We start from the raw sequence: 25,157 nt of genomic DNA, 5'->3' as shown, positions 1-25,157 counted from the left end.
TTAAAATCCCTGCTTTCTTACTATAATTCATTTTCTTCATATATAAAATTACATACCTTTTCATACACGTCACTACTTCCAATAACAACAATAATATCGCCTGCTTTAAATCTATAATCAGGGCCAGGAGAGACAAATATGTTTTCTCCCTGCCTATAGGCAACTATAGTTGCTCCAGTATTTTTCCAGAATTTAACTTCATCAAGATTCTTTCCTATAACCCAGCTTGATTCTTTAATACTTATCTCAATTAATGTAAAAGGAGATATATTTTTAAATCGTTCAATATAATCAATAAGTTTTTGTAAATTATTTTGAAGTATCAGATCTAATTCTTTTTTTTTCTCAACTATATCAAATATATTTTCTTTTATTGTATTTAAATATTCATTGTTTTTATATGCCTCAATAAATTTTTCTGCAGCTGAAATGGATAAGATTTCGATACCGCTTCCTTGTATTGAAGATACCACATCCATACCTTCAAGTATAGCAATAGCTCTTCTAATAGTTTCTGGGGATACATTATACATACCCGCAAGGGTTGATCTACCGCTTATTTTTTCATTAATCTTAAGTTCTCCTCTTACAATTTTATTAGCAATATCTAAAGCAATATATCTATAAACAGGCATACCATTTGGAACTCTCATTTTTTCCTCCATAAAAAGTGAATATTATTAATCACCTTTATATTATAATACTTTTATAAATTTTTTCTACAGTAATTTCTTTCAAAATACTCAATAGTTCCTCTATATATTGCTCTTTCAAAAAAATCATCACTATTTTCATCAAATATCAAATCCTTTTTAGTAATAATTACATTAAATATCGGCATTATCTGTTTACCATATACCTCCATACATTCCTTCGGTTTAATACCCGGCCATGCATTACAACTAACAACTATTCTTCTATTTTTTATAACTACATTAGTAGGTATTGTATCATATATTTCATCATCTGGATAAATAATTGTTTTATCTAAACTTCCGGTAGGTATCCCTTCTATAGCTTTAACTTGAATAGGCTCTATATCTGTTAGATATGGATCAGCAGTTAAATCAAGTATTATAGCATGTGGTTTAAGATAGTCTATCAGATCATTTTTTATTATATATTTTGAAGGATCGTCTCTATTTGTAGCATCTACTAATATATCTGTTTCTTTAAATATCCTTTTTAATTCTTTTTCATCGCATGTTATACTTCTTGAAAGCATTTTTACTATAACACCTTTACATCCACTTTCTTTAATTTTATTATTTATCTCCTCACATCCAAATTTCGCAGCAGATTTTGCAGCATAAAGGCCTACCATTCCAGTACCCATTATTGAAACATTTATTACTTCTCTCGATTTTGAATAAAAATCACACATAGATTTTGAAAGTTCCTTAAATGCTAATTCCATTCCATTTTTAGACGTATCTTTATAATTTACTATTATTCTTTCCATAAAATCATTTCTAATTGAATCAAGGGATATAGCAAAAATATTTTTTTCTTTTAATTTTTCTAATCTTTTCTTTCTTGTAGGATAGTGAAGCATACTTAATAAAGCGCTTCCATCTCTCATCCAGTCAATCTCATAATATTCTGGAGAACGTAAAACAGCTACAATATCTTTTTTATAACACTCTTTATGATCTGTATATATAATATCTTTATTTATGTTTAAATAATCTTCTTTTGTATATCCCATATCTTTTCCATAACCTTCTTCAAGATATATTTTACAATTTTTACCCACAAAAAAACCAAAAAATTCTGGCAAAAAATCTCTTTTTTCATTTTTCTCTTTGTGCATTCGTGGAAAACCAATACTTATCATACCTCACACCCCTTTAAAAATAATATGTATATTTTGACATGTGAAAACTTGTGTAGTATAATGAAGTTGTATCTAATAACAACTCTATTTTACTATATAAGTTTTTACTTTTCAATATAAGTAAAGGAGTGAAATTTTTGAGTGATTTTAGTAGAAGAATAACCCATTCGAAATTTGATTTTTTTCTTTCCGTAGACTGTGAAGGACCTATATTTGATAAAAATTTAGAAAACAATGTTTTGAATATGGAAAGATTTTTAAAATTAAATACAGAAAACGATATTTATACTCTTTTATTTATAACACCATATTTTGCAATGAAACTTGACGAGTTAAATCTTATTGAAAAAATAAAAAACGAATATCTTGTGGTATTTGGTTTGCATATTCACCCTAATAATCTTCCTGAACATATACAGGAAAAATGCAGTTTCTTAAGAGATGATTTACATTTACTTGCTGATTATAACTATCATGAGCAAAAAGAAATAATTAATAATTGTTATGAATATCTTCATAAACTATCTATTAATCCAATTGAAGGATTTAGAGGTGGATATTTTTCAATTGACAACAATACAGTTGATATATTAAAAAAAAATACCGATATCTATTTCGAATCTCACAATATACATAGAAAAGAATATAAAGTTATAAATGCAAATCATTTAATCAGTTCCTACCCGGTTTATTCAAAAGATGCATATAACGAATTCCGCCTTGAATACTTTGAAAGTGAAAAGTTAATATCAATTATTAATGATGCATTATTAAATAATAGCAAAGTTATTGGAATAACTCATAGCTATTTATTTGATGATAAAGACTTCCATTATAAAAGAGATGGAATCGGTCAATCCATATATAGTAGATTAAATGATATTTTGAGATATATAAAATTTAAAAATTCAAAATAAAGGAGGATTCAATTATGCGAAATTATAAGGAAATTAGTTTGTGGAAAAATGTTACAGAATCACAATGGAATGATTGGAAATGGCAAGTAAAAAATAGAATTACGACTGTAGAAGAATTGAGCAAAATCATTAATCTTGTTCCTGAAGAAATAGATGGTATTAACGAATGCTTAAAAAGTTTACGAATGGCAATATCTCCATACTACGCAACTTTAATTAATCCTGAAAACCCAAATGACCCTATACGTAAGCAAGCTGTACCTACAATAGCAGAACTTCATTACTCAAATGAAGATATGAAGGATCCTTTGCACGAAGATAGTTTATCTCCTGTACCATGTTTAGTTCATTCATATCCAGACAGAGTTCTTTTTCTAATAACCGATATGTGTTCGATGTATTGTAGGCATTGTACAAGAAGGAGATATGCCGGACATAATGATTTACCAACTCCACAGCTTCAAATTGAAAAAGCCTTGGAATATATAAGAAATACTGCTAAAGTTCGTGATGTGCTTTTATCAGGTGGAGATGCTCTTATGATTGATGATGATAAACTTGAATATATTATAAAAGAATTAAGAAAAATACCCCATGTTGAAATTGTTAGATTAGGTTCACGAACTCCTGTAGTAAATCCAATGAGAATAACTGATGAACTCGTTAATATGCTTAAAAAATATCATCCTATTTGGCTTAATACTCATTTTAATCATCCTAATGAAATAACTGAATACTCAATAAAAGCCTGTGAAAAGCTTGCAGATGCTGGAATCCCACTTGGAAATCAATCAGTTCTTTTAAGAGGTATAAATGATTGTGTCCATATACAAAAGGAACTTGTACACAAGCTTGTTATGATGCGCGTCAGGCCATATTATCTATATCAATGTGATTTATCTGAGGGTATTGAACATTTCAGAACAAAAGTTTCAAAAGGTATAGAAATTATTGAAGGTTTAAGAGGGCATACTTCTGGTTTTTGTATTCCAACTTTTGTAATCGATGCTCCTGGTGGAGGAGGAAAAATACCTGTAATGCCTCAATATTTAATAAGTCAATCACCTGAAAAAGTAATTTTAAGAAATTATGAAGGAGTTATAACTACGTATATACAGCCTAATTATGATATTAATGCAAGTTGTAACTGTTCGGTTTGCAAATCAAAAGAAAAAGGATATGAATCTACAGGAGTTTTTCGACTAATCGAAACTAATGAAATAAATATAGAACCTAAAAAATTAGATAGAGAAAAAAGAATTGGAAAATATAGTAAAAACATGTAGATAAAGTAGGATATTAATATATCCTACTTTGCTGCATAAAGACCTGAGATATATCCTGAAGACCAAGCCCATTGAAGATTAAATCCTCCACAGTCTCCGTCGATGTCCAGTATTTCACCCGCAAAATAAAGATTTGGAGTAAGCTTTGACTCTAAGGTCTTAGGGTTTATGTCGGAAACGTCTATTCCTCCTGCAGTAACCTGTGCTTCTGTCCATGACTGTGTTCCTATAATCTCCATTTTCATAGATTTTAATGTTTTTGAAATAGATTTTATTTGACTTAATTGAATTTCTTGTGCTTTCACATTTATATTGCTTATTCCTGATTCTTTTAAAACTACGGGTATAATCCTTTTGTTTAAAAGCCCTACAAAACTGAATTCAATAGTTTTATATGGAGATGAAACTATTCTTTTTTCAATTATTTTCTCCATTTCGTCAAAATCAAACTGTGGAAACATATCAACACAAATAAAAGGTTTTTTATCTTTATTAAGATTTTCTACAGCTATTCTGCTCAGCTGAAGAATTGGAGGACCAGATATTCCATAATCAGTAAAAAGTATTTCTCCTTTTTCACTTTGCAGCATCTTTCCCCCTGCCTCAACTGATGCTTCACCTTCAAATTTAACTCCCTTTAGAGCCTTTAAAAAAGGTGCATTTAGTCTTAGCTGTACGAGGGCAGGATACGGCTCAACTAATTTATGTCCAAAATCCTTTGCAAGTTTATACCCACTTCCATTTGAGCCAAGGTTTGGACTTGCTTTTCCTCCTGCCGAGAGGATTACGCTTTCCGCCTTGAAGTTTCTTCCATCCTTTGTAATAAGTTTAAATTCTCCTTTTCTAAACTTTATCTGAGCTACTTCAGCATCGCATATTTCCATTACATTGAGTCTCTCTATTTCATATCTTAAAACATCTAAAACACTTGAAGATTGATTGCTGTAAGGGTATACCTTGCCTTCTTCTTCAACACGGCACATTATGCCAAGATCTTCAAAAAATTCAATAGTTTTATTAACATCAAACTGAGAATAGGCACCATAAAAGAATTTAGGGTTTTTTCCATGATATCTTTTAATATCTATGTTTACATTAGTAAGATTGCATCTTCCATTACCAGTTGCAAGAATTTTTTTGCCTACCCTGTTCATCCTCTCAAGTATATAAACCTGTGCTCCATTCCTGGCTGCACTAATTGCTGCTATAAGTCCTGATGCTCCTCCTCCAATTACTGCTACTTTTTTTCTACTCATTATATCTTCTCCCTGCTATTCTAACTAAAAATATTATATCATTTTAATATAATTATTAAACCGTATGTTTTTTAAAATTTTAAACCTTAATATATATTTTATACAGCATATATAATATAAAGTTTTTCAAAGCCATATTAACCATTGTTTTATATATAATTTTAATTTTAAAATTTAAATTCAATTTAAAAGAAAGAATAAGATAAACGATACAAAGTATTTATAAAGTAAAAACTCCGGAATTACCGGAGTTTTAAACTATTCTTTATAAAGTGGGAAGCTATCGCAAATCTTTTTTACTCTATCCTTTGCAGGAGTTAAATCCTTATCCCTGTTTTCAATAACCCAATTTATTATATCAGCTATTGCAACCATTTCTTCCTTTCCAAATCCTCTTGTTGTAACAGCAGGTGTTCCTATTCTTATTCCGCTTGTTACAAATGGGCTCTCAGTCTCAAAAGGTATAGTGTTCTTATTAACAGTAATGCCTACTTCATCAAGAAGATGTTCCGCTTCTTTTCCAGTTATCTTTTTATTCCTTAAATCTATAAGCATTAAATGATTATCTGTTCCACCAGAAACAAGTTTAAAATCTCTATCCATTAGAGCTTTAGAAAGTGATTTTGCATTTTCTAAAACTTTCTTTTGATATTCTTTAAATTCATCGGACATAGCTTCCTTAAAACAAACTGCCTTTGCAGCTATTATATGTTCGAGAGGTCCTCCTTGTATTCCTGGGAATATAGTTTTATCAATAGCTTTTGAATACTGCTCTTTGCAAAGTATTGCTCCGCCTCTTGGTCCCCTTAAAGTTTTATGAGTAGTAGTAGTTACAAAATCTGCATATTCAACTGGATTAGGATGAAGTCCTGCCGCAACGAGTCCTGCAATATGTGCCATATCTACCATCATATAACATCCCGCTTCATCGCATATTTCCCTTATCTTTTTAAAATCTATAATCCTTGGATATGCACTTGCTCCAGCAACTATCATCTTTGGTTTTTCTTTTAAAGCTGTCTTCCTCAATTCCTCATAATCTATGTATCCATCTTCATTAACTCCATAGGATATGAAATTATAAAGCTTTCCAGAAAAGTTAACAGGGCTTCCATGGGTTAAATGTCCTCCATGGGATAAATTCATTCCAAGAACCTTATCACCAGTTTCAAGTACAGTAAAATAAACACCCATATTAGCTTGGGAACCTGAATGAGGCTGCACATTAGCATGTTCTGCATTAAAGAGCTTCTTTAACCTTTCCCTTGCAAGATTTTCAACTACATCAACATATTCGCATCCTCCATAATATCTTTTTCCTGGATATCCTTCTGCATATTTATTGGTAAGCTGCGAACCCTGAGCTTCCATAACGGCTTTGCTGGTAAAGTTTTCAGATGCAATAAGCTCAATCTTACTCTTTTGCCTATTCATTTCGTTTATAATCGCTTCATAAACTTCACTGTCAATTTTTCTTACGTTTTCCAAACTCATAATGTCACTCCTTTTTATTAATATTAGCATAATTCTTTAATTAAATTATAAATATATTCAAAAAATTTTACAAGAATATTGTAGCATAAGAAGATAATTTAAAAGCTAATGGTACTTTTTAGATAATTAAGTAATTTAAATAAAATATAGATTAATAATACTTATATTACCTCTAAATCAGCACACAAAAATCCATAGGAATTTTTAACTTTTAAGTTTAAAATTCCTATGGATTTTCAAATAATAAATAAAGGTATTAATCAAGTAAACAATGATGGCTATGCATTATTTCTTTAATCTTAATATACAATTAAATTATTTAATAAATTTAATCATAGTCTCTATAAGATCGTCAATTTTATCTTCTTCAAAATTGCTCTCTACTGCCTGTCTTATGCAATTTTTTGAATAATTCTCAAGTATTAGGCCTCCTACCTTATTCATTGCAGCTCTAACCGCAGCTACCTGTATTAAAACATCACCGCAGCATTCATCCTTTTCAATCATTCTTTGTATTCCTTTTACCTGCCCCTCTATTCTTCTCAATCTTTTTATAATATCGCTTTTATAATCCATAATTACACCTCAATTTTTATTTTATCAAATCCTTTATAACTTCTCCAGCTATAATAAGTCCTGCAACCGAAGGTACAAAGGATATGCTTCCTGGAGTTTGTCTTTTTTTAATGTTTGTTTCTTCTTTATCTGAAGGAGAAATTATATCACTCTTTGGCTTTATGGGAATTTCCTTTGAATATACTACCTTTAAGCTTTCAATTTTTCTTTTTCTAAGCTCATACCTCATTACCTTTGCCAAAGGACATACGCTTGTTTTATATATATCTGCAACCTCAAATTTAGTAGGATCAAGCTTATTTCCAGCTCCCATACTGCTTATTATAGGTATGCCCATTTCTTTGCATTTTACAATCAAATCAATCTTTGAAGATACTGTATCTATAGCATCAACAACATAATCATATTCTAAGCTTAAAAGCTTATTTGATGTATCCTCATTATAAAACTCTTTATATGTTATTACCTTAGCATCAGGATTTATATCTAAAATTCTATCTCTCATAACTTCAACTTTAGGCATGCCCACAGTTTTCATGGTAGCATGAATTTGTCTGTTAATATTAGTAAGACATATATCATCAGCATCAACAAGGATTAATCTTCCAACTTTGCACCTTGTTAATGCTTCAACTGCATATGAGCCTACTCCTCCAATACCAAATACAGCAACAGTACTGTTTTTTAATCTATTTAAAGCTTCTTCTCCAAGCAGCAGTTCCGTTCTAGTAAAGGCATTAAGCATAATCATCCTCCAAATACAAATTTAAAAACCCACTGTATCGTTAGATGGAATGAATGAACCTGCCCCAGCAGGTGGGTGTCCTCCCTGACGCTTCTTGTTTCCTTGATTAAGGCCTACATTCCACTTCAGGAGCCCAGACTCCCTTTTTGTATGTGTTGGCTCATACAAAGTCCATCCTATCGAATACAGCAGGTGCTTTTTAATCTTAATATATCACTCAATAGAATTTTAATCAATATTAATATTCTTTATTTATTAATATATATCATATTTTTAATCATTATTCATAAATATAAAAACACAAATATAAAATATTTACAATTAAATTACAAATGAATTTTTATGATGAAATTTGATGTTAAAGAAAGTATAATAAATTATGTAAACAATATATTAATACGGAGGATGTTACATGAAAAGGTTTAAGCTTTTATCTGCACTAATAATTCTTTGTTTATTTTTATCAATTTTACCATCATGTACTGCTAAAAATGTACAAGCAAACTCAAATGAGCCTTCAAAAAGTTTGGAAAGCTCTGAAGAAAAAGCTAATGAGGCTGATAAACAAAAGGATATTCCTTCAGAAAATCCAAAGAATGTTGCTTATGTAAGTGCAAGCAGCTTAATAGTAAGGGAAAATCCCCAATCTAATGCAAAAGCAGTAGACAAACTGCTTAAAGGTAGTGAAGTTGAAATTATAGAAAGCAAAACTGATGATAAGAATTCTCTATGGTATAAAATAGATTATACAAATGGAAGCCGAAAAATTGAGGGCTGGATTTTTGCCAAATATACTGTTAAAGAAAGAAAAGACCTTTTGAGCGCTGAATTAAAAAATCTCGATTTTAGCCCGCAGGAAAAAGCATCAGAATATCCAAGCAACCCAAGAGTTAAAGTTAAGGGTATTTATGTTACTCTCTATTCTGCAAGCAATTCAAGAATCGATGAGCTTATTGAGATGACAAAACGTACAGGCATTAATGCATTTGTAATAGATGTCAAAGATGATAATGGAACTATGCTCTTTCCAACAAAGGCAGCTGAAAAATATGCACCTTTAGCAAACAAAAGAGCACCAATTAAGGATATAAGCTCTTTTATGAAAAAACTTAAAGACAATAACATTTATGCAATAGCAAGAATTGTTTCCTTTAAGGATCCTACCTATACAAAAGCTCATCCCGACAGAGCAATAATTTATAAAGGAACGAATAAGGTATTTACAAACAAAGACAATCTTGCTTGGGCAACAGCCTATGATAAAGAGCTTTGGGACTATAACATTTCAGTTGCAAAGGAAGCTGCAAAAGCAGGATTTAATGAAATACAGTTTGATTATGTACGTTTCCCAGCTTCAAATGGAGGAAAGTTAGACAAAATCCTTGATTACAGAAATACTGAAAACATCTCAAAGCCCTTAGCTATACAAAACTATTTAAAACTTGCATATAAAGAGTTGTCACCTCTTAATGTATATATTTCTGCAGACATATACGGTCTTGTTGGTTCTGTTCCCGACGACATGGCTTTAGGGCAGTACTTTGAAGCTGTAAGCAATGTGGTTGATTATGTATGTCCTATGATGTATCCAAGCCACTATGCAAACGGTACCTATGGACTTGGAATACCCGATGCAAAGCCCTATGAAACAGTATTAAACTCAGCAAAAGACTGCATGGCAAGAAATAAAAATATAAAAACTCCTGCTATAATAAGACCTTGGATTCAAGATTTCACTGCGACCTGGGTTAAAGGCCATATTCCCTATGGTGTAAATGAAGTTAAAGGAGAAATAAAAGCTCTTGAAGAAAATGGAATAGATGAATTTCTTCTCTGGAATGCCGGAAATAAATATACCGAGGATGCTGTACGTTAAAATCTAAAGTATATTGAAGATGGTTTAGCTTATAAATAAAAGGAAGGATGCTTTCGCATCCTTTATTTTTGTTCTACTATATCTATTCCAAGCTCTTCAAGCTGTTTTTTATCAACTTCCGATGGTGAATTGCTCATAGGATCTGCAGCATTTTGATTTTTGGGAAATGCTATTACATCCTTAATATTATCGGTTTCAGTTAAGAACATAATAAGTCTGTCAAATCCATAAGCAAGACCACCATGTGGCGGAGGACCATATTTGAATGCTTCAAGAAGATAGCCAAACTTTGCCCAAGCCTTTTCTATATCAAGACCTATAGCATTGAACATCCTCTCCTGAAGTTTAGTATCGTGAATTCTAATACTTCCTCCACCTATTTCCTCACCATTTAAAACTATATCATAGGCTTTTGCCCTGACTTTTCCAATGTCTGTTTCAAGATACTTTATGTCCTCATCCATAGGTGCTGTAAATGGATGGTGCACAGCAACATATCTTCCTTCCTCTTCATCAAATTCCACAAGCGGGAATTCTGTAACCCATAGAAATTTATATTCATTATTATCAGGTCCAATAAGATTAAGCTTCCTTCCAAGCTCTAATCTTAATGCTCCAAGGGATGCAAAAGCCGTCTTTGATTTATCTGCGATTATAAGAAGTAAATCTCCTACTTTTCCATCCATTCTATCTATTATAGCTTTAAGTTCATCTTCAGTCATGAACTTTGCAAAGGAAGATTTTATTTCGTTTTCCTTTATTGCAATCCAAGCAATTCCCTTTGCTCCATAGGTTTTAACATATTCAGTTAATCTGTCTATTTCCTTTCTTCCAAAATCAGCACATCCCTTTGCATTTATTCCTCTGATTTCTCCGCCTGAAGCTACAACATCGCTGAACACTTTAAAACTGCTGCTCTTAACTACATCCTTTATGTCGATTATTTCCATGCCAAACCTTAAATCCGGCTTATCGCTTCCATACTTTTCAATAGCCTCTTTATAGGGCATTCTCATAAAAGGTATTTGAACATCTATTCCTTTTATCTCCTTAAATATTTTTTGTATAAGCCTTTCATTTAGCTCTATTACATCATCAATATCAACAAAGGACATCTCTATATCAATCTGCGTAAACTCAGGCTGTCTATTAGCCCTTAAATCCTCATCTCTGAAGCATCTTACGATTTGAAAATATCTGTCATACCCTGAAATCATAAGAAGCTGCTTATAAATCTGAGGTGATTGAGGTAAAGCATAGAATTTTCCAGGGAAATTTCTGCTCGGTACAAGATAATCTCTTGCTCCCTCAGGAGTGCTTTTTATAAGCATAGGAGTTTCAATTTCAAGAAAACCATTTTCATCCATAAAGTCTCTTACAACCTTAGCAGTTTTATGCCTTATCATTATTCTTCTTTGCATATCAGGCCTTCTTAAATCGAGATATCTGTATTTTAATCTTATTGCTTCTGATGCATCGAGATTTTCCATTATGTATATAGGAGGCGTTTCAGATTCTGAAAGTATTCTTAAACTCTCTGCCTTAATCTCAATTTGCCCTGTTGGAAGCTGAGAATTCGGCGATTCTCTAAGTACGACCTTACCACTTACTGCAATTACATATTCGCTTCTTATAGGATTTGCCTTTTCAAAGGCTTCCTTATTTATCTCTTCACCAAATACTACCTGAACAATTCCAGTTCTATCCCTTAAATCAACAAATATCAATCCTCCTAAATTTCTTCTCCTTTGTACCCATCCCATGACAGTTACAACTTTATCCACATCAGTTTCTCGGAGCTGTCCACACATTATCGTTCTTTTCATTCCATTTAAAGATTCTCCCATAATATTCCTCCTTTTTTATTTTATACGCAAAAAAACCGTCCCTAAAAAGGGACGGTTATATACCGCGGTGCCACCCTAGTTGGTTTTCACCCACTCAATCTTTAACGCAGATAACGTAACACCCTACTTTATTCAGGTATAAGCTCCCGGGTGTCTTTCATCTTCCTTAACTTTAGAACCGCTCTCAGTTAAAGTGTTCCTTCCTGTAAAGTGTTTGAAGATTACTTCTCCCGTTCAAAGCATTTTATATTTTTAATTACATCTAATTATATGAAAACTAAAATAAAGTGTCAAGCCCTTTAATCTTCTTATCTATCATCTCGTCTATTCTGTTAATATATTCTCTTATATCTTTAACATTTGCAACTCTTTCTATCCTGTTTTCATTAAGATATAAAAGCTTCGTTATAGCATCAGGCCCAATACCCGCAATAGATATATTTTCAGCTATCATTTGAATATTATATATGCACTCCTTATCCTTCTTACAATATCCAACATTTTCAAGAGGACTCACCATATTTTTCTGGCGATACATATAATAAGGGTACATTCCAATACTTCTGCAAGAGTCTGCTGCAATGCCGTACATATCATCTATTTCACTATTTTTATCTTTATATCCTCTCTCATTTAAAACAGAAGCTCTCTTTACAGCCATAGTATGTATTGTTATGCTCTCAGGAGAGAGAGTTTTTATTTTTTTCATAGTATAATTAACATCTTCTTTAGTTTCTCCTAAAAGACCAATAATAACATCCATGTTTATATTATCAAAGCCAAGATTTCTTGCAAGATTATATTTTTCAATAACATCCTTTGATGTATGATTTCTTCCTATTCTTTTTAAAGTATCATCATTCATGGTTTGAGGATTTATGCTGATTCTCGAGCAGGCATAATCTTTTATAACCTTTAGTTTTTCCTCATCGATTGAATCTGGTCTTCCGGCTTCAACTGTAAATTCTCTCACTCTAAGTAAGTCTATATGCTTTGAAAGCTCCTCTAATATTTTTTCAATATTTAAAGGGCTTAGAGCTGTAGGAGTTCCGCCGCCAATATAAATCGTATCAATATTAAAACCCTTTTCAGTTAAAAAACGAAGGGTTTCTTTTATCTCCTTTTGCACAGCTTCCATATACCCCTTTATTAGAAGTTCATTCCCAACTACAGGAGTTGAAGTAAAAGAACAGTATATGCAGCGGGTAGGGCAAAAGGGCACATCAATATATAAACTTATATTCTTTGGATTATATGTTAAAAATTTAGATTCGTTTTTTGCCACTTCAAGGGCAAGGCAGGCTTTTTCTATAGAAAGATCATAAACAGATGTCAGATAACTTAAAATTTCATCATCTTTTAAATTTTCTTTAAAGCATTCATGGACTATCTTCGTTGGCCTTATTCCAACAAGAATACCCCAAGGTATATTAATGCCTGTATATCTTTTAAGTGCTCTTAAGGCAGTTAGTTTTATTGCATTTTTTATACTTTTATTTTCATAGGTAATTTTTGCTGTTTCAGAGATTATCATAATATTATCTTCGTATATTTTAAATTCAACTAAAAGCTCATTTAAATCTGCTTTGCTCTCAAAAGAATACTCAAGTTCATCAGTAAATTCAATTTCATTTTTGTTATAGAAAAGCGAAATTATCTGAAAAAGCTCATACCTATAATCATGTCCATTTAGTTTAACTTTAATCATTTCCATCCCCTTAATAGTCCTCTTCAGCCTCTTTTTTAAGGCTCATCAATTCTTTATCGCTAAGGTTAAGTTCACGGGCTATCGTCTTATCATCAAACCCTTCCTCAGCAAGATCAAAATATTTATCGTAATCGAATTCATCTAATATGCTTTCTGATAACTTAGACTTAAAAGACAGGGTTTTCTTCTTTTTCATGAAATCACCCCTTAAATACTTTTAATTCTAATCTACCCAAATTATCTTAAAATATTCATCATAAGAAAGGATTATATTTTCTCTCTTCACCAACAGTTGTAGATGGTCCATGCCCAGGATAAACCATAGTGTCATCACTGTAAACCATTATCTTTTCTTTAATAGAATTTATTAGCTGCTCATGAGATGCTTTTGGAAAATCCGTTCTCCCTATTGAACCTCTAAAAAGCGCATCACCAGTTAAAATCATATTATCTATTTTTAATGAAACACTACCTAATGTATGCCCTGGTGTTTCTAAAACCCTAATATCTATATTTCCGACTTTTATTATATCTCCTTCTCCTATATATTCATCTATCCCAAACAGCTTAATATTTCGCAAAATAGGAGTTATACTAAGCGTTTCACCCTTTGTTAAATATTCATCATTTTTATTCATAAGTATTTTTGCCTTAGTTAATTCCTTTAATTCGTATACACCTGAAATATGATCTCCATGTCCATGGGTGAGTATGATATATTTTATTTCAAGTCCACTGTTTCTACATTCTTCAAATATGCCTTTTGGATTTCCGCCCGGATCCACAACTGCACCTATCTTTGTGTTTTCATCACCTATAATATAGCAGTTAGCCATATAAATTCCTGCAGGATAAACTTTAAAAATCATTATAACACCTCTAAAAAATTTTTTTACTGTCTATTAGAAGAGTAACGGGTCCATCATTTAATATTTCAACCTGCATGTAGGCTTGAAACTTACCTGTTTCAACCCTGTCCACATATTTCTTACATTCTTCAACGAATTTTAAATACATACTCTCAGCATAATCAGGCTTTGCTGCCATCATAAAATTAGGCCTTCTTCCCTTTCTGCAATCTCCATAAAGGGTAAATTGAGATACAACGAGGATACTTCCTTTTATATCTAAAAGCGATAAATTCAATTTCCCATTTTCATCTTCAAAAATTCTAAGATTACAAATCTTTTCTGCAAGATACTTAATGTCCTCATCCGTATCAGCATCTTCAACTCCTAATAGAACTAAAATTCCTTCATCTATGTGCCCTACTATATTTTCATCAACTTTAACTTTAGATGATTTAACTCTTTGAACAACTGCCCTCATAAAATCACCTCTTTAATTTCTATAAACATCGATTATACCTTGAAGTTTTCTAAAGTCCTTCATAATTTTATCAAGCTGCATCGTGTTATTAACCTGCAGCGTAAGGCCTATAATTGCCATATTGTTTTTGCCAGCTCTTGCGTTCATAGCCTTTAAAGCAAGTTTAGCATTAGTTAATGCATTTGTAATATCTGCAAGTAGTCCATGCCTATCATAGGCTTCAATTTGAATATCAGCAAGAAAATCAGCAGTATGTTCACCTGTCCAACTTGCATCCACAACTCTTTCAGGTTCAAAGTTTGCAAGACTTTGAAAGTTTTTGCAATCCTTCCTGTGAATAGAAACACCTCTTCCTTTAGTTATAAAACCTACTATATCATCACCAGGTACGGGGTTGCAGCATTTTGCAAATCTAACAAGCAGATCCTTTTCTCCCTTTACAACTATTCCAGGTTTTTTACCCGGATGTATTATATCTTTTTTTGAAGTTTCCTGTTTTTCAGGTAATTTAAAAAGATGTTCCTCACTTTGGTCATTCTTTCTTATTTCTTCTTTTATTCTCGACACTATTTGGTTGGCACTAAATGCACCGCTTCCAATAGATGAATACATATCCTCTATCTGTGAAAAATTAAACTTCTTTAATACAGCATCTATATATTCTGATTTCATAGCTTCAGAATATATAAGTCCTTGCCTTTTAATTTCTTTTTCGAAGGATTCTCTTCCTTTTTCAACATTTTCCTCTTTAAAAGACTTTTTAAACCATTGTCTTATTTTAGCTTTTGCCTGAGAACTCTTTACAATATTCAGCCAATCTCTGCTCGGACCTTTTGTTGTATTTGATGTAATAATTTCAACTATATCACCAGTAACAAGCTTATAATCGAGTGGAACCATCTTTCCATTTACTTTTGCTCCAACGCATCTATTTCCAATGTCAGTATGAATTCTGTAAGCAAAATCCAGTGGAGTAGACTCAATTGGAAGATCTATAACTGTGCCCTTAGGAGTAAATACAAAGACCTCATCTGAAAAAAGATCTATTTTAACAGTCTCCATAAATTCTTTAGCATCCTTTGCATTCTTCTGATACTCCATTATCTCTCTTAGCCATTTGAGTCTATCTTCAATTTCATCTTCCTGTATTCCCTCTTTATACTTCCAATGAGCAGCAATACCATATTCAGCAGTCCTATGCATATCCCATGTCCTTATTTGTATTTCAAAGGGCTGTCCTTTAGGTCCTATAACCGTAGAATGAAGGGACTGATACATATTAGGCTTTGGCATAGCAATATAATCTTTAAATCTTCCTGGTATAGGTTTCCATAGAGTATGGGCAATTCCAAGAGCTGCATAACAATCCTTTATTGTGTCCACAACAACTCTTATAGCAAGAAGGTCAAAGATTTGATCAAAATTTTTATTTTTCTGATACATCTTTCTGTATATGCTGTAAAAATGCTTGGGTCTTCCGTCTATATCCGCTTTAATTCCAGATTGAGAGAGCTTTTCACTTAGTATTTGTATTATTTCATTGATTTCATTCTCTCTTTCAGCTCTTTTCTTAGAAACCTTGTTTACCAAATCGTAATATTCTTCTGGCTTTAAATATCTAAGTGCAGAATCTTCGAGTTCCCATTTAATCTTTGATATACCAAGTCTGTGAGCTACAGGTGCATATATGTCTAAAGTCTCCTGTGCCTTTGACTTTTGTTTTTCGGGAGGAAGGTATTTTAAAGTTCTCATATTGTGAAGTCTGTCTGCAAGCTTTATTAATATTACCCTGACATCCTTTGCCATAGCCAAAAGTACTTTTCTTATATTCTCCGCCTGCTGTTCTTCCTTAGACTTATATTCTATTTTACCAAGCTTTGTAACTCCTTCAACAAGATTAGCAATCTCAACATTAAATTCTCTTTTTACATCTTCATAGGTATATTCCGTATCCTCAACAACATCGTGAAGAAGGGCAGCACAAATAGTATCGGTATCAAGTCCCATCTCAATAAGTATCAGTGCAACTTCAACAGGATGCATAAGATAAGGCTCCCCGGATTCTCTCATCTGCCCATCGTGCGCTTTTTTTGCTACGGAATAGGCTTTATATATAATATTTATATCGAGTCTTTCTTCAAGATTTAATTCCTTAATTCTGTCAGAAATCTTTTGAAATAAATCTGATTCCATAACAGCCCTCTTTTCTTCACATTACAACATATGGCTGGTAATACTACCAGCCATATGTTTTTTATTAATTATATATTAATATTCAAAACTTTGCAATTGTTTTTCGACATAATAGATTAAAATTCATATTTAACTAATGAATTTACATCAAAACCTTCCAGTTTCTCTCTTCCATTAAGTCCTGTCAGCTCTACAACAAAGCTAATTCCAACAACCTCTCCTCCAAGCTGCTGTACAAGTTTTGCAACAGCGGATATTGTTCCTCCAGTTGCTAAAAGATCATCAACAACAAGAACCCTTTGGCCGGGCTTTATAGAATCCTTATGAATTTCAAGGGAATCTGTACCATATTCAAGATTGTAGGTATATCTTAAGGTATCAGATGGAAGCTTACCAGGTTTTCTAACAGGAACAAATCCAACCCCAAGAGAATATGCAATAGGTGCTCCAAGTAAAAATCCTCTTGCCTCTGGGCCTACAACAACATCTATTTTCTTATCCTTAACCTGTTCTACCATACTATCAATGGTATATTTAAATGCTTCTCCGTCGCTAAGCAGAGTAGTTATATCTTTAAAGCTTATACCTTCCTTTGGGAATCCTTCAATTACCCTTATTTTCTGCTTTATATCCATTATAAATCCTCCCCCATATTTCAATATATAAATTATACAACAAACTTTAATTAATTTTAATACCTTTATGTAAATTTTTAACTATTTGTCTTTAATTTATTTATATAATCTTCCACATATTTTTCTGCTTCATCCACTATTTTTTTAATATCTTCGCTGTAAAGTCTATAATGCATTTCAAGCCCTATCTTTTCACTTTTTACAAGTCCTGCATCCTTTAATATTCTAAGATGCTGTGAAAGATTCGCCTGACTGAATTCTATGTTTTCGTTTAATTTACATACACATTTAGGTCCATTATATAAAAATTTAATTATTTTATATCTTATTGGATGTCCAAGGGCTTTAAATATCTTTACCGTTAATTCATCGGAATTCATTTTTTCACTCTCCTAAATATTATACTATACTGATAGTATATTTAATTAAATAATAGTTTTCAATATAGCAACAATTTATTATACTAATATTTTTTAAATATGTAAACGCCATATTCTATCAATATGGCGTTAAAGTTATATTTTATGCAATTATAAAGTTAAATAAATATCCTGTAAATAGTATCCCTACTCCGACAATAGTTATAAATATCGCAAGAAGCCTTGGTTTTAATACTCTCCTTAATAAAATCATTTCAGGAACACTAAGAGCTGTTACTGCCATCATAAAAGAAAGTGCCGTTCCCATTGCAACTCCTGCACGGGTAAGCTCGCTGACAAGAGGAATAATTCCAGCAGCGTTAGAATAAAGAGGAACTCCAACAGCAACTGCAATAAATACTGCAAATGGATTTTTCTTTCCCATATAAGGTGCTAATGCCTTATTAGGAATCCATCCATGCATAAAGCCTCCAATTGCAATACCAATTACTACATAGAGCCATATTTTCTTTATTAAATCCTTTGTAAAGTTCCATGAGTCAATCAGTCTTTCTTTCATGGTAGGATCTGGTATTTCAATATCTTTGTTAATGTTCATCTCATAAACATAACCTTCAACATACTTTTCAAGCTTTAATTTTCCAAGTATCAGACCGCTGACTATTGCAATTATTTCACCAGATGCAACATATATTAAAGCAATTTTAAGTCCAAACAACCCATATAACAGTCCAAGAGCAACTTCATTAACCATAGGTGCTGCTATAAGATATGAAAATGTAACTCCAAGAGGTACTCCTGCCTCAACAAAACCTATGAAAAGCGGTACAGCTGAACAGGAACAAAATGGGGTTACTATACCTAAAAGAGCAGCAAGAACGTGGCCTAAAAGTACGCTACCCTTATTTTTAGCAAGTATCTTTCTTGTTTTTTCTGGAGGAAAAAAGCTTCTTATAAAAGTTATGGCATAGATTATTATAAATAAAAGTATAAATATCTTTATAGAATCAAAAACAAAGAAATTTAAAGCACTTCCAAGTTTACTATCTTTTGCTAATCCAAATATTCCATACACAAGCCAATCTGCAAATCGTTGAACTGGTACAAACATAAAATCATCTCCTATTCCAAATAGATAAGTATATAAGTATTATCTAATATTTTAAGTTAAAGAAATAGGCAAAACGCCTACTTCTCTTCATTGATGAATTTAACTATTTCATCAACAGTACATACTTTGCCAAAAGCTTTTACCTTTTCGTTTATAACTATTGCAGGAGTTCTCATTACCCCATAAGCCATAATATCTTTAATATTTTCTACTTTAGCAACCTTTGCACTAACCCCTGTTTTGGACACGGCTTCCTTTGCATTTGCTTCAAGCTTTTTGCAGTTAGAACATCCTGTTCCTAAAATTTTAATAATCATTTATTATCCTCCCTTTTCTATTATTTTATATTATTTAAATAATATTCAACAAATTTTTCAGTCATATTTATTATATGCTTCACATTATCATTGGCAATGCTGTATTCAATATTCAGTCCTTGTTTTTCCCCTTTTATGATTCCTGCATCCTTTAGTATTTTAATATGCTGTGAAAGATTCGACTGACTGAATTCAATATTTTCATTTAATTTACATACACATTGAGGCTCTATTAAAAGAAACTTTACTATTTTAAATCTTATAGGATGCCCAAGAGCTTTTAATACTTTTACAATCATCTCTTCTTTATTCATATGCATCACCCTAACAAATTTCTTAATTATATAATAATATTCTTATATAATTATGTCAATAGTATTGTTAAAATTTTTTAAGTAAAAGGCATGGAATTAATTCCATGCCTTTGGTTTTTATTCATTTATAATTTTTAAATCCCTGCAAATATTTTCATAGCTTATATCATTTAATACTTTTATAATATTCCCATTTTTAGTATAAACTATGGCTGGTACATCTAATTGCATATTTAATCTTGCTGCAAGACCAGCATTCTTGTAAACATCAATTTTATTTACTTTTATTTCATCTTTAAATTCTTTTTCTACTTTTTCTACATGTACAAGTAAGTTCCTGCATTTTTCATCAATTGCAGACCAAAGATAAATAAGCCCTATTTTTTCTTTCTGCATTATTTCATTTTGGAAAAGTTCGCTTTCAGCAATATATTTTTCTGCTCCAACACCTGCAATAGCTCCATCCCCTACTGCAGTTGAAACTTGCTTTAAAAACTTATCTCTAACATCTCCAGCTGCAAAAACTCCTTCAATATTAGTTTCCATTTTCTCATTTGTTATAATATATCCTTGTTTAGTTAATTTAATTTGTTCTTTTAAAATTTCTGTATTTGGTTCGTAACCTATAAATAAAAAACAACCATCAACAGTAACATCAATAAGCTCGTTAGTTTTTACATTCTTTAATATAACTTTATTTAATCTTTCTTCTCCTTCAAAAGAGTCAACTACTGTATTCCATAAAAATTGCATTTTAGGATTCTTCAATGCCTGTTCCTGTGCAATCTTATTAGCATCCATAATTCCAACATCATGGATAACAGATACAATAACTTTTTTTGCAAATTTAGTTAAAAACATTCCTTCTTCAATTGCTGCATCACCACTTCCTATTACCATAACAGTTTTATCAGTGTAATAAGCAGCATCGCAAGTTGCACAGAAGGATATACCTTTATCATAAAGAAAATTTTCTTCATTTTTAGCTTTTGTAAGTCTTGGTTTACCACCAGATGCTAAAATTACAGATTTAGCATGATATATTACTCTAAAGGTTTCAACTGTTTTATCTTCTCCTCTAAGCTGAACAGATTTAACATCTGTTAATTTAATATCTACACCAAAGTTTTTAGCTTGTTTTTCAAAGAGCTTCATTAAATCAAGCCCTGTTATTCCGTCTGGAAAGCCTGGGTAATTAGCTATTTCATTTGTATATGTTGCAAGACCTCCAAGAAGTGACTTTTCGATTAAAAGAGTTTTTAACCTTGCTCTTCCGCAATATATTGCTGAAGTGAGTCCTGCAGCTCCACCGCCAATTATTACAACATCATAGTATTCATGTTTCTTTTCCATAAATTAGTTCCTCCTTAAAATATAAGGTGGCATAAGCCACCATATTTTTACATAAAATACTTAACAAGAAGTTTGCTTCCTGCCCAAGCTCCTAAAAATATAAAAATCATATATACCCATCCATGAAGCGACATAGACGCAACGCCGCTAAACAGTGCACCTATATTGCATCCAAAAGCTATTCTTGCACCATATCCCATCAATAAACCTCCAAGAATAGCTGCAATAACCTGTCTTACAGACTTTATTTTCTTTATTTTAAATTGTGAAGCAAGTAATGTTGCAAGTAATGCCCCAAAAATAATTCCTATATCAGATACTGAATGTAAATCAAGCCATATGCTGTTTTTTAGTGCTTCAGCATTTGCTGCACTTTTAAAGTAAGCCCAGGTTTCTGGATGTCCACCCATGCTCTGATATATTTTTGCTGCCCATGTGGCAAACGGTGAAGTTACACCCCATGGTTTACCTGTTGATGCAAACATACCAATATTTAAAGCTGCAAGTACTACTGCACCCGCTGTATAACTCCAAGGTTCTTTTAAAAATTTCTTATAATAAACATTATTTTTCAAAGCCAAACCTTTCACCTCCCACAAAATAGGTGTCTAATTATTATCTATTTTGTTTTTTCAATATATATTTCCCATTGTCCATCATCAACTTCTTCTATTTCAACGTTATGACCTTCTTTTCTTGCCCATTCAGGAACATTCTTCATAGCACAGCTATGATCTATTTCTACTACTAATATATCTCCAACCTTCATTCCTTCCATTTTCTTTTGTGTCTTTAAAAGTGGTACTGGACATGCTTCTCCTAAACAATCTAATCTTAATTCTGCCATTTTAAAATCCTCCCTTTAATTTTTTAATATTATTCGCTTTTTCTATTTCCATACCAATCGGCTAAAATGTATAATGCTAAAAGCAATCCAAATTGTATTAAAAGTGCCGGAGCCCAGCCAATTAAATTTGGTAAAAATACTGGTTTTGTCTTTGAAATAAAGGTGTTTGTCCACCATCCAAAGTCTTTTGCACCCCAAAGTGAACCTATTATAAAGAATACGATAGAAAGCATTTGCATTGTAAAGCCTTCTCCAACTCTCATTAAAGTTCCCGATGCACATCCTCCTGCAATTACCATACCTATTCCAAACATAAATGCCCCTATTGCAACATGAATTCCTACGGGTGAAATATTCCCTGGGATTTTTTCTGCTCCTTTTATAACTGCTCCATATTGTATTGATGCAAAACCAACTGTTGCAGTTGCAATAGCAATTATTACAGCTTTTGTTAGCGAAGTACTTCCAGTTAATACTGGGTCACGCATTGATGCAGTAAAACAAAATCTTGATCTTTGAAGAGTAAAACCTGCTGCAACACCAAAAACCCACATTACTGCTGATTTTGGTGATTGATTAGCCATGAAGAATCCAAAACCTATTAATCCTATGAGAAGAACTACACCAAAGGGAATCTGATTAACCTTTTTCTTAGATTTTGAATTAGTTTTTATTGATTTTTGAACTACTTCTGACATAATTTCACCTCCTGAAATTGTCTAATTTTTAACTTTTATAATTACAACAAACCGGTTTGTTTCTACATGTTAATTATATATCAATTTTAATGTTTTGAATCATTAGAATCTTTTATACTATATAAGAAATATTAATATTTGTTATTTATTTTACAAACTAATTTTTATACCATATAATATTTATTGAAATAAGAAAGTAGGAGTGTATATCATGAATATTGATTATCTTAGGGGATTCATTGAAACTGCAAAGTATAAAAGCATATCTAAAGCCTCAAAAAATTTACATCTTACTCAATCAGCATTGAGTCAGCAAATTCAATCTATTGAAAAGTCCATAGGCAGTGAATTGCTGTTAAGAAGCAATAAAGGTATTGAACTGACTAAAGAAGGAGAAATAGTTTTTGCTTATGCAGAAACATTGATAAATATTTATGATAATATGAAAAAAGATATTGAGCAATCAAAATTATCTGATATAAAAAAGATAAAAATATCTACCTGTAACAGCGTTGGTGAATACCTTATTCCATGTACTCTTCATATTTATAAAAAAAAGCATCCAAATATTAAATTTACTTTAAAATCTGAGCATTCAAAACAGGTAATTGAACATGTAATCGATAATACTTCTGATATTGGTTTTATTGACAAAGAAATTAATAATGATTTTTTGGAATGTTATAAAATAAGCGAAAACAACTTAGTATTTATTGCATCATCAAAGCTATATAAGAATAATCAAAATACTATATCGATAGATGAAGTATCAAAGATGCCTCTAATTATAACACAAAGTGGAAGTGGATTCCGTGAAATAGTAGAAGAGATTTTTATTAAAAATGGTATACCTTTAGATAATCTTAATATCGAAATGGAACTTGATACAATCGAATCAATAAAAGCATCAGTTAGTGCAGGTCATGGAGTTTCTATTGTACCATATAGTTCAATAAAAAAAGAAATATATTCTAAAAGCCTTATTTGCATACCTATAGATGAAGCAGCATGTTGTAATATCTGTATAATATATAAAAAAGAAAAAACAGAACAAGCTCATATAAAAGATTTTATATCTTTTATAAAGCAATTTGGTAAAAAAACCTTTTGCTAATCTATTTTTGTTATAGTAATTTCCCATACACCATTCAATACTTCCTCAATCTTTATGCTGCATTTTAATTTTTCAAAATATTCTTTTATATTTTGAGAAGAGCAGCTATGGTCTGTTATTACCATAATGCTCTCTCCTCTTTTTAATTTGTTATATTCTATTTTTGCTTTTATTAATGGAACAGGGCATATAAGCCCCAAACAATCTAAAACAACCATTTTTATCACCACTTATATACCTGTATATATAAGATAAAATCCCAACAATATCACTATTACTCCAAATACTATTTTTAATGCTTTTCCAAGCATCAGTGTCTTATTATTGCTGCTAAGCTGCTCCACAAATCCTATAGAAGTACCTGCAATAAGTATTAAAGTACAATGGCCTATAGAATAAAAAAGAAGCATAACTATTCCTAAAATAATATTACCCTTTCCTGCAACAAAGGATAATATTGCAATTAAAACCGGTGTAGAACAGGGAGATGATAAAACCCCCCCAAGTATCCCAAGAAAAAAAGCTCCTAAAAGGCCTTTTCTCTTATCAGGCATTTTACAAGAGTTGTTTCCATATTCTATAACTCCTATCATCTGCAATCCTACAAATAGCATTATTAACCCAAGTATTATAAACCACCACTTGCCCGTCCCTGTAAGCAGCTTTCCAAGTATTGCAGATAATGCTCCAAAGGTAGTAAAAGTAATTATAAGACCTATGCAAAAAACTAATGAATATTTAAAGGCAGTCTTTTTATCTTTTTTTGCGTATCCTCCAACATATCCTATAATTAGAGGAATAGTAGAAAGAACACATGGGCTGAAAGAGGATACAATTCCAGCTATTAAAGATACTAAAAATGCAAGATAAACATTATTTGATAAAAGATTACCAAAATTATTTAGAAGGTTAATCATATCACTTTACTCCCATTTCATCGAATACTTTTATAATATCTTCCTTAGGGAAATATCCTTCATGCCTGTAAAATTCTCTTCCATTCTCATCGAGAAATATTTGAGTTGGTATAAGTGTAATTCCAAATTTATCTGCAATTTCTGGATGTTCATAAACATCAACAACTACAACTTTCGCCTTTCCATCGTACATTTTTTTTACTTCATCAAGGACTGGAACCATTTCTTTACATGGTATGCATGTTCCTGCACCTAAATCTATAAGCATAGGCATATTTACATTTTCTATCTGCAAATCTTCATTTTTACTGCTATTATTATAATATTTAATGCCCCAGACTCCTCCAATCCCTAAAACAATAAGAATTAATATTATTATTTTAGTTGCTCTTTTCATTTTTTATATC

At 31.6% G+C, this 25,157-nt stretch carries 28 protein-coding genes, 1 other RNA gene and 1 other annotated feature; of the genes, 4 read left to right on the top strand and 25 right to left on the bottom strand.

What is annotated here, in order from left to right; genetic code table 11:
* Positions 1-20: 20 nt before the first annotated feature.
* Positions 21-653 (bottom strand): GntR family transcriptional regulator, encoded by a 633-nt coding sequence (locus B5D15_RS03325; protein WP_078695693.1) that lies wholly within the window; start codon positions 651-653, stop codon positions 21-23.
* A 53-nt stretch (positions 654-706) separates the two neighbouring features.
* Complete coding sequence (locus B5D15_RS03320; RefSeq protein ID WP_078695692.1) at positions 707-1,837, bottom strand: NAD(P)-dependent oxidoreductase; 1,131 nt, start codon at positions 1,835-1,837, stop codon at positions 707-709.
* 137 nt (positions 1,838-1,974) lie between these two features.
* Here B5D15_RS03320 and B5D15_RS03315 point away from each other — a divergent pair, with 137 nt between their 5' ends.
* The gene (locus tag B5D15_RS03315; RefSeq protein ID WP_078695691.1) at positions 1,975-2,754 is read left to right on the top strand and encodes a hypothetical protein; all 780 of its coding nucleotides are present in this window, start codon (positions 1,975-1,977) and stop codon (positions 2,752-2,754) included.
* Positions 2,755-2,768: 14 nt separating this feature from the next.
* Positions 2,769-4,040 (top strand): lysine 2,3-aminomutase, encoded by a 1,272-nt coding sequence (gene kamA / locus B5D15_RS03310; RefSeq protein ID WP_078695690.1) that lies wholly within the window; start codon positions 2,769-2,771, stop codon positions 4,038-4,040.
* 23 nt (positions 4,041-4,063) lie between these two features.
* Here the strand turns inward: kamA and B5D15_RS03305 are convergent, their stop codons facing one another.
* The 5 genes from B5D15_RS03305 to ssrS form a co-directional block, all read right to left on the bottom strand.
* The gene (locus B5D15_RS03305; protein WP_078695689.1) at positions 4,064-5,296 is read right to left on the bottom strand and encodes a BaiN/RdsA family NAD(P)/FAD-dependent oxidoreductase; all 1,233 of its coding nucleotides are present in this window, start codon (positions 5,294-5,296) and stop codon (positions 4,064-4,066) included.
* A gap of 258 nt (positions 5,297-5,554) precedes the next feature.
* Positions 5,555-6,790: a serine hydroxymethyltransferase gene (locus tag B5D15_RS03300; RefSeq protein WP_078695688.1), complete on the bottom strand. Its 1,236-nt coding sequence runs from the start codon at positions 6,788-6,790 to the stop codon at positions 5,555-5,557.
* A gap of 315 nt (positions 6,791-7,105) precedes the next feature.
* Positions 7,106-7,366, bottom strand: coding sequence for a metal-sensitive transcriptional regulator (locus B5D15_RS03295; protein ID WP_078695687.1), 261 nt, complete (start codon positions 7,364-7,366; stop codon positions 7,106-7,108).
* A gap of 16 nt (positions 7,367-7,382) precedes the next feature.
* A complete protein-coding gene (locus B5D15_RS03290; RefSeq protein WP_078695686.1) occupies positions 7,383-8,111 on the bottom strand; it encodes a tRNA threonylcarbamoyladenosine dehydratase in 729 nt (242 codons plus the stop codon).
* A gap of 22 nt (positions 8,112-8,133) precedes the next feature.
* Positions 8,134-8,309: non-coding RNA, 6S RNA (gene ssrS, locus B5D15_RS03285), on the bottom strand.
* A gap of 214 nt (positions 8,310-8,523) precedes the next feature.
* Between ssrS and B5D15_RS03280 the strand changes: the two genes are divergently transcribed.
* Positions 8,524-9,987, top strand: coding sequence for a putative glycoside hydrolase (locus B5D15_RS03280; protein ID WP_078695685.1), 1,464 nt, complete (start codon positions 8,524-8,526; stop codon positions 9,985-9,987).
* A 62-nt stretch (positions 9,988-10,049) separates the two neighbouring features.
* On the opposite strand, the gene aspS is transcribed toward B5D15_RS03280, so the two are convergent.
* The 15 genes from aspS to B5D15_RS03205 form a co-directional block, all read right to left on the bottom strand.
* Positions 10,050-11,834, bottom strand: coding sequence for an aspartate--tRNA ligase (aspS, locus tag B5D15_RS03275; protein ID WP_078695684.1), 1,785 nt, complete (start codon positions 11,832-11,834; stop codon positions 10,050-10,052).
* A 44-nt stretch (positions 11,835-11,878) separates the two neighbouring features.
* Positions 11,879-12,081 (bottom strand) — a binding site (T-box leader).
* A 30-nt stretch (positions 12,082-12,111) separates the two neighbouring features.
* A complete protein-coding gene (gene hemZ, locus B5D15_RS03270; protein ID WP_078695683.1) occupies positions 12,112-13,542 on the bottom strand; it encodes a coproporphyrinogen dehydrogenase HemZ in 1,431 nt (476 codons plus the stop codon).
* Positions 13,543-13,552: 10 nt separating this feature from the next.
* Positions 13,553-13,738 (bottom strand): hypothetical protein, encoded by a 186-nt coding sequence (locus B5D15_RS03265; RefSeq protein WP_078695682.1) that lies wholly within the window; start codon positions 13,736-13,738, stop codon positions 13,553-13,555.
* A 58-nt stretch (positions 13,739-13,796) separates the two neighbouring features.
* A complete protein-coding gene (locus B5D15_RS03260) occupies positions 13,797-14,411 on the bottom strand; it encodes an MBL fold metallo-hydrolase (protein ID WP_078695681.1) in 615 nt (204 codons plus the stop codon).
* A gap of 10 nt (positions 14,412-14,421) precedes the next feature.
* Positions 14,422-14,871, bottom strand: a complete 450-nt coding sequence (gene dtd, locus B5D15_RS03255) for a D-aminoacyl-tRNA deacylase (RefSeq protein WP_078695680.1) — start codon at positions 14,869-14,871, stop codon at positions 14,422-14,424.
* A gap of 12 nt (positions 14,872-14,883) precedes the next feature.
* Positions 14,884-17,064, bottom strand: a complete 2,181-nt coding sequence (locus B5D15_RS03250; RefSeq protein WP_078695679.1) for a RelA/SpoT family protein — start codon at positions 17,062-17,064, stop codon at positions 14,884-14,886.
* A 116-nt stretch (positions 17,065-17,180) separates the two neighbouring features.
* Positions 17,181-17,699: an adenine phosphoribosyltransferase gene (locus B5D15_RS03245; RefSeq protein WP_078695678.1), complete on the bottom strand. Its 519-nt coding sequence runs from the start codon at positions 17,697-17,699 to the stop codon at positions 17,181-17,183.
* Positions 17,700-17,776: 77 nt separating this feature from the next.
* The gene (locus tag B5D15_RS03240; protein WP_078695677.1) at positions 17,777-18,079 is read right to left on the bottom strand and encodes an ArsR/SmtB family transcription factor; all 303 of its coding nucleotides are present in this window, start codon (positions 18,077-18,079) and stop codon (positions 17,777-17,779) included.
* A gap of 142 nt (positions 18,080-18,221) precedes the next feature.
* A complete protein-coding gene (locus tag B5D15_RS03235; protein ID WP_078695676.1) occupies positions 18,222-19,190 on the bottom strand; it encodes a permease in 969 nt (322 codons plus the stop codon).
* A gap of 77 nt (positions 19,191-19,267) precedes the next feature.
* A complete protein-coding gene (locus B5D15_RS03230) occupies positions 19,268-19,507 on the bottom strand; it encodes a thioredoxin family protein (RefSeq protein WP_078695675.1) in 240 nt (79 codons plus the stop codon).
* Positions 19,508-19,527: 20 nt separating this feature from the next.
* On the bottom strand, positions 19,528-19,821 hold the full coding sequence (locus B5D15_RS03225; RefSeq protein ID WP_078695674.1) for an ArsR/SmtB family transcription factor: 294 nt from the start codon (positions 19,819-19,821) through the stop codon (positions 19,528-19,530).
* Between the two features lie 117 nt (positions 19,822-19,938).
* Positions 19,939-21,174: an FAD-dependent oxidoreductase gene (locus B5D15_RS03220; protein ID WP_078695673.1), complete on the bottom strand. Its 1,236-nt coding sequence runs from the start codon at positions 21,172-21,174 to the stop codon at positions 19,939-19,941.
* A gap of 47 nt (positions 21,175-21,221) precedes the next feature.
* Complete coding sequence (locus B5D15_RS03215) at positions 21,222-21,755, bottom strand: YeeE/YedE thiosulfate transporter family protein (protein WP_078695672.1); 534 nt, start codon at positions 21,753-21,755, stop codon at positions 21,222-21,224.
* A gap of 38 nt (positions 21,756-21,793) precedes the next feature.
* Positions 21,794-22,021, bottom strand: a complete 228-nt coding sequence (locus B5D15_RS03210) for a sulfurtransferase TusA family protein (protein WP_078695671.1) — start codon at positions 22,019-22,021, stop codon at positions 21,794-21,796.
* A 29-nt stretch (positions 22,022-22,050) separates the two neighbouring features.
* Entirely contained in the window at positions 22,051-22,719 is a 669-nt protein-coding gene (locus B5D15_RS03205; RefSeq protein ID WP_078695670.1) for a YeeE/YedE thiosulfate transporter family protein, read from the bottom strand.
* 211 nt (positions 22,720-22,930) lie between these two features.
* On the opposite strand from B5D15_RS03205, the gene B5D15_RS03200 reads away from it, so the two are divergent.
* Positions 22,931-23,833, top strand: a complete 903-nt coding sequence (locus B5D15_RS03200) for a LysR family transcriptional regulator (RefSeq protein ID WP_078695669.1) — start codon at positions 22,931-22,933, stop codon at positions 23,831-23,833.
* Here the strand turns inward: B5D15_RS03200 and B5D15_RS03195 are convergent.
* The 3 genes from B5D15_RS03195 to B5D15_RS03185 are packed head-to-tail and all read right to left on the bottom strand — an operon-like array spanning position 23,830 to position 25,147.
* Positions 23,830-24,051, bottom strand: coding sequence for a sulfurtransferase TusA family protein (locus tag B5D15_RS03195; protein ID WP_078695668.1), 222 nt, complete (start codon positions 24,049-24,051; stop codon positions 23,830-23,832). The two genes, B5D15_RS03200 and B5D15_RS03195, sit on opposite strands and share 4 nt — an antisense overlap.
* A gap of 12 nt (positions 24,052-24,063) precedes the next feature.
* A complete protein-coding gene (locus B5D15_RS03190; RefSeq protein WP_078695667.1) occupies positions 24,064-24,750 on the bottom strand; it encodes a cytochrome c biogenesis CcdA family protein in 687 nt (228 codons plus the stop codon).
* 1 nt (position 24,751) lies between these two features.
* Entirely contained in the window at positions 24,752-25,147 is a 396-nt protein-coding gene (locus tag B5D15_RS03185) for a thioredoxin family protein (RefSeq protein ID WP_078695666.1), read from the bottom strand.
* Between the last annotated feature and the right edge of the window lie 10 nt (positions 25,148-25,157).

The sequence above is a fragment of the Caloramator quimbayensis genome (genome assembly GCF_900167605.1).
Taxonomy (GTDB): domain Bacteria; phylum Bacillota; class Clostridia; order Clostridiales; family Caloramatoraceae; genus Caloramator_B; species Caloramator_B quimbayensis.
Note: the sequence above shows the minus strand (reverse complement) of the source record. Positions and strands in the feature narration are given on the sequence as shown.